Annotated in this window: 14 protein-coding genes; 12 read left to right on the top strand and 2 right to left on the bottom strand. The window is 72.5% G+C overall.

Annotated features, from left to right (window positions below):
- Positions 1 to 93: 93 nt before the first annotated feature.
- Entirely contained in the window at positions 94 to 435 is a 342-nt protein-coding gene (locus tag VFC33_08750) for a hypothetical protein (GenBank protein ID HZR13325.1), read from the bottom strand.
- A 53-nt stretch (positions 436 to 488) separates the two neighbouring features.
- On the opposite strand from VFC33_08750, the gene pafA reads away from it, so the two are divergent.
- The 5 genes from pafA to lepB all read left to right on the top strand — a co-directional run bounded on the left by pafA (position 489) and on the right by lepB (position 5546).
- Positions 489 to 1847 (top strand): Pup--protein ligase, encoded by a 1359-nt coding sequence (gene pafA, locus VFC33_08745; protein HZR13324.1) that lies wholly within the window; start codon positions 489 to 491, stop codon positions 1845 to 1847.
- Positions 1848 to 1849: 2 nt separating this feature from the next.
- Positions 1850 to 2923, top strand: coding sequence for a DUF3866 family protein (locus VFC33_08740; GenBank protein HZR13323.1), 1074 nt, complete (start codon positions 1850 to 1852; stop codon positions 2921 to 2923).
- Positions 2920 to 3855, top strand: a complete 936-nt coding sequence (locus VFC33_08735; GenBank protein HZR13322.1) for a WYL domain-containing protein — start codon at positions 2920 to 2922, stop codon at positions 3853 to 3855. Before VFC33_08740 ends, VFC33_08735 begins: the two co-directional genes overlap by 4 nt.
- Complete coding sequence (locus VFC33_08730; protein HZR13321.1) at positions 3852 to 4793, top strand: WYL domain-containing protein; 942 nt, start codon at positions 3852 to 3854, stop codon at positions 4791 to 4793. Before VFC33_08735 ends, VFC33_08730 begins: the two co-directional genes overlap by 4 nt.
- Before the next feature lie 102 nt (positions 4794 to 4895).
- A complete protein-coding gene (gene lepB, locus VFC33_08725) occupies positions 4896 to 5546 on the top strand; it encodes a signal peptidase I (GenBank protein HZR13320.1) in 651 nt (216 codons plus the stop codon).
- Between the two features lie 123 nt (positions 5547 to 5669).
- Here the strand turns inward: lepB and VFC33_08720 are convergent, their stop codons facing one another.
- The gene (locus tag VFC33_08720) at positions 5670 to 6362 is read right to left on the bottom strand and encodes a glycerophosphodiester phosphodiesterase (GenBank protein HZR13319.1); all 693 of its coding nucleotides are present in this window, start codon (positions 6360 to 6362) and stop codon (positions 5670 to 5672) included.
- Positions 6363 to 6505: 143 nt separating this feature from the next.
- Between VFC33_08720 and VFC33_08715 the strand changes: the two genes are divergently transcribed.
- From VFC33_08715 to VFC33_08685, 7 genes are all read left to right on the top strand, one after another.
- Positions 6506 to 6847 carry a hypothetical protein gene (locus VFC33_08715; protein HZR13318.1) on the top strand — a complete coding sequence of 114 codons (342 nt, stop codon included), beginning with the start codon at positions 6506 to 6508 and terminating at the stop codon, positions 6845 to 6847.
- Between the two features lie 41 nt (positions 6848 to 6888).
- The gene (locus VFC33_08710) at positions 6889 to 7107 is read left to right on the top strand and encodes a hypothetical protein (GenBank protein ID HZR13317.1); all 219 of its coding nucleotides are present in this window, start codon (positions 6889 to 6891) and stop codon (positions 7105 to 7107) included.
- A 231-nt stretch (positions 7108 to 7338) separates the two neighbouring features.
- Positions 7339 to 7806 (top strand): twin-arginine translocase TatA/TatE family subunit, encoded by a 468-nt coding sequence (locus tag VFC33_08705; GenBank protein HZR13316.1) that lies wholly within the window; start codon positions 7339 to 7341, stop codon positions 7804 to 7806.
- A 9-nt stretch (positions 7807 to 7815) separates the two neighbouring features.
- On the top strand, positions 7816 to 8565 hold the full coding sequence (gene tatC, locus VFC33_08700; GenBank protein ID HZR13315.1) for a twin-arginine translocase subunit TatC: 750 nt from the start codon (positions 7816 to 7818) through the stop codon (positions 8563 to 8565).
- Between the two features lie 25 nt (positions 8566 to 8590).
- A complete protein-coding gene (locus tag VFC33_08695; protein HZR13314.1) occupies positions 8591 to 8866 on the top strand; it encodes a hypothetical protein in 276 nt (91 codons plus the stop codon).
- The gene (locus VFC33_08690) at positions 8863 to 11475 is read left to right on the top strand and encodes a DEAD/DEAH box helicase (protein ID HZR13313.1); all 2613 of its coding nucleotides are present in this window, start codon (positions 8863 to 8865) and stop codon (positions 11473 to 11475) included. Before VFC33_08695 ends, VFC33_08690 begins: the two co-directional genes overlap by 4 nt.
- Before the next feature lie 4 nt (positions 11476 to 11479).
- Positions 11480 to 12127 (top strand): hypothetical protein, encoded by a 648-nt coding sequence (locus VFC33_08685; protein HZR13312.1) that lies wholly within the window; start codon positions 11480 to 11482, stop codon positions 12125 to 12127.
- The last annotated feature ends 55 nt before the right edge of the window (positions 12128 to 12182 follow it).

Below are 12182 nucleotides of genomic sequence, written 5' to 3'. Positions count from 1 at the left end.
TCCGGATCGTGTCGAGCGCGTCGTCGACACTCAACCGCTCTTCGTCGACCCCGCACACCGGGCACCGGCGGGCGGGCAACGGATGGTCGACGGTCACCAACGGGTGAGGAGCCGCAGGATCGGCGCCACCGTGCCGAGGATCACCATCGCGAGCACGACCCGCAGCAGCCACGCCGGTGCCCGGCGCTCGCGCAGGAGCGTGTCGCCCTCGCACGCGGCGTCCACCTCGTCGACGAGCATGACGTAGCGCGCGTCCTCCAACTGGTCGGCAGGGACGTAGACGTCGACGCGGGCCATCTCACCGACAGTGAGCAGGTAGGGCGAGTCGATCGCGCCCCGCAGCTCGGGGTCGAGCCCCTCGGAGTGCAGGCGCGCGGCGAGCACCCGCGCCGGGAAGGCCCCGTTCACCGACGTCAGACGCTCCATCGCCGGCATGAAGCCGATGTTAGAGCCGGCTGCAGTTGCCTCGCCCGGTACCGTGGGGCGGGATGGACCGGCGGATCTTCGGGCTCGAGAACGAGTACGGCGTCACGTGCACGCTGCGCGGGCAGCGCCGGCTCAGCCCCGACGAGGTGGCCCGTTACCTCTTCCGCCGGGTCGTGTCGTGGGGCCGCTCCAGCAACGTCTTCCTCGAGAACGGCGCGCGCCTCTACCTCGACGTCGGCAGCCATCCCGAGTACGCGACCCCGGAGTGCGACTCGATCGCGGACCTCGTCGTGCACGACAAGGCGGGGGAGCGGATCCTGGAGGGTCTCGTGCAGAGCGCGGAGCAGCGTCTGCGCGAGGAGGGCATCCGGGGCGAGGTGTTCCTCTTCAAGAACAACACCGACTCCGCGGGCAACTCGTACGGGTGTCACGAGAACTACCTCGTCGAGCGGGACGGCGACTTCTCCAAGTTCACCGACGTGCTGATCCCGTTCCTCGTGACGCGCCAGGTCTACGCGGGCGCGGGCAAGGTGCTGCAGACTGCCCGCGGCGCGATGTACTGCGTGTCGCAGCGGGCCGAGCACATCTGGGAAGGCGTCAGCTCCGCGACGACGCGGTCCCGGCCGATCATCAACACGCGCGACGAGCCGCACGCGGACGCCGAGCGGTTCCGCCGTCTCCACGTGATCGTCGGCGACTCGAACATGAGCGAGTACACGACGTTCCTGAAGGTCGGGGCCACGTCGATCCTGCTCCGAATGCTCGAGGAGGACTCCGGCCCGTGGCGGGACCTCAGCCTCGAGAACCCGATCCGAGCGATCCGCGAGATCAGCCACGACATCACGTGCCGCCGGAAGGTCCGGCTCGCGAACGGCCGTGAGCTGTCGGCCGTCGAGATCCAGAGCGAGTACCTGACACGGGCGCTGCGCTTCGCGAAGCGTCGCGGGCTCGCGCCGCTCGAGCAGCAGGCGCTCACGATGTGGGAGCACGTGATGAGCCACCTCGAGCGCGACCCGCTGGCGTTGCGCACCGAGGTGGACTGGGTGATCAAGTACCACCTTCTCGAGGCGTACCGGATCAAGCACGACATGCCGCTCACGCATCCGCGCGTCGCGCTGATCGACCTGAGCTACCACGACGTCACCCGCGCCCGGTCCCTCTACTACCTGCTCGAGCGCAACGACCGCGTCGAGCGCACCGCGAAGGACGACGACATCGAGGCCGCGGTCGAGACGCCGCCGCAGACGACGCGCGCGCGTCTGCGCGGCGCGTTCATCCGCCGGGCGAAGGAACGCAAGCGCGACTACACCGTCGACTGGGTGCACCTGAAGCTCAACGACCAGGCGCAACGGACGGTGCTCTGCAAGGACCCGTTCAAGGCGAGAGACGAACGGGTAGAGCGGCTCATAGCTTCGCTGTAGCGATGCCGTCGTTCCGGACGGGGAAGGTCGTCGCCATCCTGCAGGAGCGCGCCGGCCTGCAGCGCGTCGACGTCGACCTGGGCAGCGGACCCGAGCGCGCGTACGTGCTCACCCAGCTGACCGGTGACGTCGTCGTCGGCGACCGGGTCGTCGTGAACACGACCGCCGTCGAGCTCGGGCTCGGCACCGGCGGGTGGCACGTCGTGCACTGGAACCTCGAGCGCGACGGATGGAGCCAGCGGGGCCCGGGCCACATCATCAAGGCGCGCTACACGAGCCTCCAGACCGACGTCGGCAGCGCGGAGGAGCACGCGGTCGAGCTCGTCGAGGTCGACGACATCCACGCGATGCCCGTCGTCGCCGCGCCGCTGCACAGCCAGGTGCCCGCGGTCGCGGCCGGGTTCAAGGCGATCGCGCCCGAGGCACGGCTCGCGTACGTGATGACCGACGGCGCCGCGCTCCCGCTCGCGCTCTCCGACCTCGTGGCCGCGATGCGCGACGAGCATCTCGTCGACAGGACGATCACGAGCGGGCACGCGTTCGGCGGCGACTACGAGGCGGTGTCGACGTTCTCCGCGCTCGCGGTCGCGCGCCATCTCGCGCACGCCGACGCCGCAGTCGTCGCGATGGGCCCGGGGATCGTCGGGACGGGGACGAGGCTCGGCTTCTCGGGCATCGAGGTCGGGCCGATCCTCGACGCCGCGTCCGCGCTCGGCGGGCGTCCGATCGCGTGCCTCCGCGTCTCGTTCGCCGACGCGCGCCCGCGCCACCAGGGCGTGTCCCACCACACGCTCACGACGCTGCGCCTGGCGTGCCGGGACCGCGTGACGGTCGCCGTCCCCGCGGTCGGTGGTGACGCGCAGGCCCGCGTCGAGCAGGACCTCGCGAGCGCCGGGATCGACGCGCGTCACGACGTCGTCGCGGTCGAGCCGCCGCCGGGTGTGCTCGATCGGCTCGGACCGGGCGGGCTCGACGTCGTGTCGATGGGGCGCCCGGTCGCCGCCGACCCCGTCATGTTCGAGTGCGCGGCCGCCGCCGGCGCGCTCGCCGCGCGCTGGGTCCGGGATCTTCCGTGAGCGACCGGCTCGAGCGGTTGCTGAACCTGACCGCGACGCTGCTCGACACGCGGCGACCGCTGACGCTCGACGAGATCGCCGAGCGCGTCTCACCGGCCTACCCCGACGACCGCACGACGCGCCGTCGCCAGTTCGAGCGCGACAAGGAGACGCTGCGGGACCTGGGGATCGACATCAGCGTCGAGAGCCTCGACCCGTTCGGACAGGCCGAGGTCGGCTACCGCATCCGGCCCGAGCGCTACTACCTGCCGGAGCTCGACCTCACCGACGAGGAGCGCGCCGCGCTCCACGTCGCGGTCACCGCGGTACGGCTCGAGGGCGAGGACGCGCGCGACGCGTTGCTGAAGCTCGGCGGGCTGACCGGTGAGGCGTCGGCGGCGGTCGCCGAGCTGCCCGCGAGCCCCGTGCTCGGCGACCTGTTCGACGCGGCCGCACGCCGCGCGCCCGTGCGGTTCCGCTACCGGGGCGAGGAGCGTGACCTCGCGCCGTACGGCGTCGTGTTGCGGTGGGGCCACTGGTACGTCGTCGGCCACGACCGCGGACGCGACGCGCCACGCGCGTTCCGCGTCGACCGCATCGACGGCGACGTGGCGGTCGGTTCGCCGGGCGACTTCGACGTCCCGGCCGGCTTCGATCCCGCGCAGCTCCTTCGCGACGACCCGATGCGCTTCGGCGACGACCGTCCGGAGCACGCGCGGGTGCTCGTCGACCCGACGCGCGCGGCATGGGTCGTCGAGCAGCTCGGCGACGAGGCAGTGGAGGAGCGGCGCGACGACGGCAGCGTCGTCGTGGGGCTCGAGGTCGTGAACCGCGACGCGTTCCGGTCCTGGGTGCTCGGGCTGCTCGACCACGCCGAGGTCCTCGCCCCGGACGCGCTACGCGCCGACATGGTCGAGTGGCTGCGCGCCCTCGCGAACGGGAAGGCGTCGTGAGCCCGAAGGCCGTCGCGACCGATCGCCTGCGGCGCGTCCTCGCGCTCGTGCCGTGGATCCTCGCCCACCCGGGCGAGCATCTCGACGACCTCGCGTCGCGCTTCGGCATGACACGAGCCGCGCTCGAACGCGAGCTGTCACTGCTCCAGTTCTGCGGTCTGCCTCCGTACACCGCGGACCGCCTGATCGACGTCGACGTGCGCGGCGACCGCGTGACGATCCGTCTCGCCGAGTACTTCGAGCGTTCGCTGCGCCTCACGCCGTCCGAGGGCGTCGCGTTGCTGACCGCCGGTCGTGCGCTGCTCGCCGTACCCGGATCGGACCCGAACGGCCCCCTCGCACGCGCGCTCGACAAGCTGGCGGGCGCGCTCGGCGCGGGCGCGAACGTCGCCGTCGACGTCGGCGGCGCGCGCCATCTCGACGAGCTGCGCGACGCCGTTCGCGGCGGCGAGCAGGTCGAGATCGACTACTACTCCTACGCCCGCGACGAGATGACGACGCGCACGATTGACCCGACGCGCGTCTTCCACGCATTCGGCGCCTGGTACGTCGCGGCGTACTGCCATCGCGCGGCGGGGGAGCGGCTGTTCCGCGCGGATCGCGTCCGCGCCGTCCGCCCGACCGGTCAGCGGTTCGAGCCACGACCCGACTCCGAGCGGGTCGAGGAGCTCGTCTACCACCCCCGGCCCGACGACCTGCGCGTGACGCTCCGGCTCGCGCCGTCCGCGCGCTGGGTGCCGGAGACGTACCCGACCGAGAAGGTGGTCGACGAGCCCGGCGGCGGCTGCACGGTCACGCTGGCCGTCAGCGAGCGGGCCTTCCTCGACCGGCTCCTCCTCGCGCTCGGGCCCGCCGGCGAGGTGATCGCTCCCCGCGAAGAACGCGATGCCGGGGCGCGCGCGGCACGGCGGCTGCTGGCGCGCTACGACGGCCTGTGACGAGGCGCACGTGCGCGGGCGGGGCAACGCGGACGTGCGAGGATGGCGGTCCATGCCGAGCCCCCTCTCCTCCCCGCGCCCTTGCGCGCGCGAGACGACCTCGTGACCGTCGGGTCACCGGGGCCGGAGCCCGACGGGCCGGCGCTCACCTCGGACGGGCACACCGACGTCCTTCCCGCGCCGGCCGACGGCGGTGGCCCCGAGGGTCGGCGGCGCGGCCGGCGACGCAAGGACCTGCGCCGGCAGATCGTCGAGTGGGTCGTCCTGATCGCGTGCGCGCTCGGGATCGCGCTCGTCATCAAGACGTTCCTGTTCCAGGCGTTCTACATCCCGTCGCCGTCGATGGTCCCGACGCTCGAGGTCGGCGACCGCGTGCTCGTCAACAAGCTCAGCTACCACCTGCACCCGGTGCACCGCGGCGACATCGTCGTCTTCAAGGCGCCGCCCGGCGTCGAGTCCGCCGACATCCAGGACCTCGTGAAGCGGGTCATCGGCCTGCCCGGCGACACCGTCGAGGGGCGGGGCGGGCACATCTACGTCGACGGGCGGTTGCTGAAGGAGCCGTACCTGCCCGCGGGTACCGAGTCGAAGACCTTCGGCCCGGTGAACGTCCCCGCGCACTCGTACTACGTGCTGGGCGACAACCGCCCGTCCTCGAAGGACTCGACCGTGTTCGGCCCGATCTCGCGCAAGCTGATCGTCGGGCGCGTGTTCGTCCGCATCTGGCCGCTGAGCCGCCTCGGGTTCTTGTGATCTGGTCGCGCTCGGCGCCTGACCGAGTCAGAGCGCCAAGCAAGCTCGCCGCTCCTGCGAGCTCGCTGCGCACCCTCCGGGCTGCTCCGCTCGCCGCCGCTCGTTGGGTTACGGATCGGCGCGTCACGACGACCACTGGATGATCGCGGCCATCATCCGATCCGGGCGGTCGCAGTAGACCGCGTCGATCCCCATCTCGAGCACGGCGCGGAGCTGGCGCGTCTCCTGCGTGTCCCACGCGAAGGCACGCACGCCGAAGCGGTGGAAGAGCGCGACGAGACCCTTGGTCCACTCGGTGTAGTGCAGGTTGATCGCGTCGACGCGCAACCGCTTCAGCTCCGCGGCGTGGCGCTCGACGGGCACGGCGATGCGCTTGCGGCGCGTCGAGTGGACGAGGCGGACGTCGTCGTCCGCATGGCGCAGCTCCTCGAGCAGCGCCGCGTTGCCGGAGCACAGCCAGAGGCGGGCGGGTGCGCCGTCGCCCGCGGCTCGCGCGACGTCGACGATCGGCAGCGCGGCGCGGTGCTCCTTCACGTCGAGCGAGAGCTCGAAGCCCGTGCCGAGCGTCTCGTACAGGTCACGGAGTCGCGGCACGCGGTGCGCGGCGAGCTCGTCGGAAGACGTGCGCCCGACGTGCAGCCGTCGCAGCCCGGCGCGCACGACGTCGTCGTGGACGAGCACGACCTCGCCGTCGGCCGCCAGCCATGCGTCGGACTCCAGACCGGTCGCGCCCTGCTCGAGCGCGACGCGGAAGGCGTCGATCGTGTTCTCGCGCTCGTAGGCGCGCGCGCCCCGGTGCGCGAAGCCGATCGTCATGGCGGCGCATGGTCGCACACCGCGCGCTCCCGCGACCCGCCCGACCCCCGGGCGCCACGCTGCGTGAGACGTTCCCCGAATGCTTAAGACCCCCGGAAGCCCTGCCGATCTGGACTCAGCGGACAGGAGTAAGGGGAACTGCGGTGACGACGATTCGAGCCAACTGCCCGAGCTGCGGAGACGTCCAGCTGCGGGCGTCCGACCTCACCGTCCGGGTGTGCTCGGACGACGAGAGCGGGTCGTACTGCTTCCGTTGCCCCGAGTGCGAGCGTGCCGTGGCGAAGGAGGCGAGCCGCCGGATCGTCGACCTGCTCGTATCCTCCGGTGTGCGTCTCCAGGTGTGGCGCCGCCCGGCCGAGCTCACCGAGATCCACGAGGGCCCCGCGCTCACGCCGGACGACCTCCTCGACTTCCACATGCTCCTGCGTGCGGACGACTGGTTCGACCAGCTGACCGAGGTCGTCCGCAAGACGCTCCCGCGCTGACACGCCGGACCCCACGGCCGCCGGGCGCCTAGCCTGCGGACGTGGCGACGATCTGGCTCCTGCCCCTCGGGTTCGCGGCGGTCGGGATCGTCACGGCGGTCGTCGCGCTGCGCCGCATCCGGGCCGAGGCCGTCCCTGCCGTCGAGGCGTTGCACCGCACCCGCACCCGACTGAGCCCCGCGATCGGCGCCCTCCGCCAGGAGCTGTCCCACGCGGCGCACCGCACCCGCGCACACGGAGATCTCACGACCCGGCGGTAGCATCACCGGCCGGCGCGGCATCGGCGCCGCGTGCCCCGGACGCCGGGAGGACGAGCCGGAGCAATCGGCCCGACGGAGCTGAGAGGACCCGTGCGGACGAAGCCGGGCCCTGGCCGGACGGCCGGGAGGGCCCGGCCCGAGGGAGCTGAGAGGAACCGTGCGGACGAAGCCGGGCCCTGGCCGGACGGCCGGGAGGGCCCGGCCCGAGGGAGCTGAGGGGAAGATCGAGCCGTGAACCTCGGCGGTCCGGAGATCCTCGTCATCCTCCTCGTCGCGCTCCTCGTGTTCGGGCCGAACAAGATCCCCGAGGTCGCACGTCAGGTCGGCCGGGGCATGCGCGAGATCCGCAAGCTCCAGGAGAACCTGCGGGGCGACGTCGCCGACCTCCTCGACCTCCACGACGACGACGAGGCCGACGGCTCGCCGTTCCACCCCGTCCCGACCGAGCTGCCGGCGTCGCCCGTGCCGGCACCCCGTCCCCGGCCGCTCCGCAGCGCGCCCGCCCGTCCCGTCCCCGGCCCGCCGCCGAGCGCGATGCCCTCCCGGTTCCGGACCCCGGCCGGGACGAGGATGGCCTCCGTGCCCCGCGTGCCCACCGCTCCGGCAGCCGCCGTGAAGCCGGCGGCAGTGGTCGCGACGACTCGCGCGGCCGCCGCGCCGTCACGTTTCCGCGCGCCACGCCCGCCGGCCGCGTCCTGAGCTCACCTCGTGCGCAATCCGTTCCGCAGGAGGAAGCCGCGCACGCCCGGCGCGCACATGACGGTCGTCGAGCACCTCTCGGAGCTCCGGCGCCGGATCTTCATCTCGCTGATCGCCGTCCTGTGCGCCGCGATCGTCTGTTACATCTTCTCGGCGTCGATCATCCGCTTCTTCGTCCACTACTACGAGCACGCGACGCACGGGAAGCGCAATGCCCTGATCTTCCTCGGGCCGCTCGACGCCTTCCTCATCCGCCTCAAGATCGCGACGTACGGCGGGATCGTGCTGGCGGTCCCGATCTGGCTCTGGCAGCTGTGGCGGTTCGTCACGCCGGGGCTGAACCCCAACGAGAAGCGCTACGCCGTCCCGTTCCTGCTGTCGTCGATCCTGCTGTTCGCGCTGGGCGGTTGGGTCGCGCTGCTGACGCTGACGAAGGCGCTGTCGTTCCTGCTCGGGATCGGCGGGTCGCAGCTGCAGCCGCAGCTCACGGCGGACAAGTACCTCTCGCTCGTCGGCCTGATGATCGTCGCGTTCGGGATCTCGTTCGAGTTCCCCGTCGTGCTGATGTTCCTGCTCATCGCGCACGTGCTGCGCACCGAGCAGCTCCGCCGCTGGCGGCGTCCCGCGATCCTCATCATCGTGATCTTCGCCGCGGTGATCACTCCGAGCCAGGACCCGTACTCTCTGTTCTTCATGGCCGTCCCGATGTACGTGTTCTACGAGGCGTGCATCGTCATCGGGAGGATCCTCAAACGGTGAGCGAGCAGGTGGGAGAGTCCGAGACGTGAGCAAGCGGGCGCATCCCCGTGACGCGTGGCGGCCGCCGCGGCCGAAGGCCGAGATCGCCAAGGCCGTCGCGGCCGCGGTGGTGATCGTCGGGGCGACGGCGGGCATCGTGTATCTGTGGCCGACCGGATCGTCCGGCAACAGCCCGGTGACCGTGCAGACGTCGAACCCGGCGAGCACCACGACGGTCCCCGCGACGACGGCCCCGGCGACGACGGCGACGACAGCGCCGCGCGCGACCACGCCGACGACGAAGGCCGGCGCCGCGCCGTGACCGTCGCCGGCCCGCCGGCGCGCGCGGGTCGCCTCCGCGACAGCTTCGAGTCGGGGCTGCGGTTCGGGCTCGACGCGTTCCAGCAGCACGCGCTCGACGCGCTCGACGCGGGCGAGTCCGTGCTCGTCGCGGCGCCGACGGGCTCGGGCAAGACGCTCGTCGCTGAGTACGCGATCGCACGCGCGCTCGCGGAGGGGGCGAAGGCGTTCTACACGACGCCCCTCAAGGCGCTGTCGAACCAGAAGTTCCACGATCTCGCGCGCGTGCACGGCGCCGAGCGCGTCGGCCTGTTGACGGGAGACAACTCGCTCAACGGCGACGCGCCGGTCGTCGTCATGACGACCGAGGTGCTGCGCAACATGATCTACGGCGCGTCGAGCGCGCTCGACTCGTTGCGCTACGTGATCCTCGACGAGGTCCACTACCTCCAGGACCGCTTCCGCGGCGCGGTGTGGGAGGAGGTGATCATCCACCTGCCAGCAGAGGTCGACCTCGTGTGCCTGTCCGCGACGGTGTCGAACGCCGAGGAGTTCGCGGACTGGCTGCGCACCGTGCGCGGCGAGACGCGCGCCGTCATCGAGGAGCGCCGGCCCGTCGAGCTCACGAACCTCTATCTGGTGGGGGAGCGTGGCAGCGACGCGCTGCACCTGTTGCCGACGTTCGTCCGCATCGACGACGAGGAGCGCCCGAACCCCGAGGCAGCGCGACTCGACGCCCGCGGGCATCGCGGCGCGGGACCACGCGGTCGAGCGCGGCTCCGCTTGCGGACGCCCGGACGCGTCGAGACCGTCGAGCGGCTCGCGAGCGAGCAGATGCTGCCCGCGATCTTCTTCGTGTTCAGCCGGGCAGGCTGCGACGCCGCGGTGGACCAGTGCGTCGCGGCCGGCGTCCGGTTGACGGAGTCACACGAGCGCGCCGAGATCCGGCGCATCGCCGAGCGCCACACCGACGGGCTCGCCGACGACGATCTGGACCTTCTCGGGTACGAGCGGTGGGCGGCGGCGCTGGAGTCGGGCGTCGCCGCGCACCACGCGGGGATGGTCCCGCCGATGAAGGAGGCGGTCGAAGAGGCGTTCGCCGCCGGTCTCGTGAAGGTCGTGTTCGCGACCGAGACGCTCGCGCTCGGGATCAACATGCCGGCGCGGTCGGTCGTGATCGAGAAGCTCTCGAAGTTCACGGGGGAGCACCACGAGTTCCTGACGCCGGGCGAGTACACGCAGCTGACCGGGCGCGCCGGGCGGCGCGGCATCGACGACGCCGGCTACGCGATCGTCTTCTGGAGCCCGTTCGTGCCCTTCGACCAGGTCGCGGGGCTCGCGTCGCGCCGGACGTACGCGCTCACCTCGTCGTTCCGACCGACGTACAACATGGCGGTCAACCTCGTGCACCGGTACCCGCGCGACGTCGCGCACCACCTCCTGAACCTGTCGTTCGCGCAGTACCGCACCGACCGCGACACCGTGACGCTCGAGCGGCGCCTCGAGCGTGACCGGGAGCTCCTCGCGCGCCAGCTCGCGACCGGGGGGATCGACGCCGGCGACGTCGACGCGTACCGGCGCGCGAGCGAGCGTGCCGACCTCGAGCGTCGCGACGACGGACGCAGCCGCATCGCGGAGCGGCTCGGGCGCCTTCGTCCCGGCGACGTGCTCCTGGTCGGCAAGCGCGGCGGGCGCGTCGTCGTCCTCCGGCACGCGCGCGCCCGTGGCGACCAGGTCCTCGCGCTGACCGCGAGCCGCGACCTGGTGCAACTGCGACCGCGCGACTTCCACGAGCCACCCGTAGCGCTCGCGAGCATCGAGCTGCCGCGCCCGTACGCGCCGAAGAGCCCGGGGTTCCGTCGCGAGGCGGCGGACGCGCTGCGGCGCGTCCGGTTGCGCGCGCCACAGCCACGACCGCGCGACGACGACGGGCGCAGCGACCGTGCGCGCGACCGCGGTGCCGTCGGCCGTACGCGAGCGCTCGCGGGCGTCGACCGGCTGCAGCGCGACATCGAACGTCTCGAGCGGAGGATCCGCGGCCGCAGCGACACGCTGGCGCGCCAGTTCGACCGCGTGCTGCGCGTGCTCGAGGCACGCGGCTACGTCGAGGGCTGGTCGTTGACGGACGCCGGACGCCAGCTCGCGCGTCTCTACACGGAGGCCGACCTCCTCGTCGCCGAGGCGCTCGAGAACGGCTTGTTCGACGATCTCGACGGCCCCGAGACGGCCGCGCTCGCGTCGTGCTTCACCTACGAACGACGCGGGCCCGAGGCGGGCCGGACCGCGTTGCCGCGCTGGCCGACGTCCCGCCTGTCGCGCCGGTGGCGCGAGCTCGAGCGCCTCGCACGCGACCTCGCGGGCGACGAGGACGACGCGGGCCTTCCCGAGACCCGGCCACCCGATCCGGGGTTCGCGCCCGTCGTGCACGGATGGGTCGCCGGCGAGGAGCTGGCCGACGTCCTCGACGACGAGCTGACGGGCGGGGACTTCGTGCGCCAGGTGAAGCAGTGCATCGACCTCCTGCGACAGGTGTCGGAGGTCGCGGCCGACCCGCACGTGCGCGCGGCCGCGGCGTCGGCGGCCGACGCGTGCTTCCGCGGCGTCGTCGCGGCGTCGAGCGTCGTCGCGTGAGCACGTGATCCGGAAGGGCGAGCCGTGGGGCGCGCGCACCGACGCGTCGCCGGACGTCACCGTGCACGGCGACGACGCCACCCTCGCCGCGACGCTGCGCGACGCGCCGGGCGCGCTCGTGCGTTTGGTGCCGTCCGAAGCGTCGGAGATCGCGCGCGCGTTGGGGTTGACGGGGTCTTCAGACGCCGGCATCGAAGTCGCGCTCGACGTCCTGCGCGTCGACGGCGCGCGCGATGCCGTCAACGCAGTCGTGCTCGGCACCCGGCCGGATCGCGTGCGCGCGTGGTCGCGAGCGGCGAGCGTCCGTGTCGAGGTCGACGGTCGTGACCGCTTCACGGGCCGCGCGACGGCCGTCGTCGTCGCGAACGGCCAGTTCCTCGGAGGCCTCGATGCCGTTCCGCGCGGGCATCCGGGCGACGGGCGCTTCGAGGTACAGGTGTACGCGCTCACGCCCGGGGAGCGTGCCGGCATGCGCCGCCGGCTCGCGACCGGCACGCACGTCCCGCATCCGCGGATCACGCAGGTCACCGGGAAGCGGGTCGTGGTCACCGCGGGACGTGCGCTCCCGGTGGAGATCGACGGCCACCGGTCAGGACGAACGCTCACGCTCACGGTCGAGGTGAGACCAGCGAGCCTGAGGCTCCTCCTGTAGGCGAGGCGCGATCATCCGCCATCGCGGGCAACCCCTCCCGGTACGCTCGGCAGTC

The organism is Acidimicrobiia bacterium (assembly GCA_035651955.1).
In the GTDB taxonomy this organism is placed as follows: domain Bacteria; phylum Actinomycetota; class Acidimicrobiia; order IMCC26256; family JAMXLJ01; genus JAMXLJ01.
The sequence above is the reverse complement of the archived record's forward strand: the minus strand, read 5'-3'. Positions and strand labels throughout refer to the sequence as shown.

Coding starts and splice junctions, on each gene's coding strand:
- VFC33_08720 (HZR13319.1), bottom strand. CDS start 6,362: ATGACGATCGGCTTCGCGCACCGGGGCGCGCGCGCCTACGAGCGCGAG.
- pafA (HZR13324.1), top strand. CDS start 489: ATGGACCGGCGGATCTTCGGGCTCGAGAACGAGTACGGCGTCACGTGC.
- VFC33_08750 (HZR13325.1), bottom strand. CDS start 435: ATGCCGGCGATGGAGCGTCTGACGTCGGTGAACGGGGCCTTCCCGGCG.
- VFC33_08740 (HZR13323.1), top strand. CDS start 1,850: ATGCCGTCGTTCCGGACGGGGAAGGTCGTCGCCATCCTGCAGGAGCGC.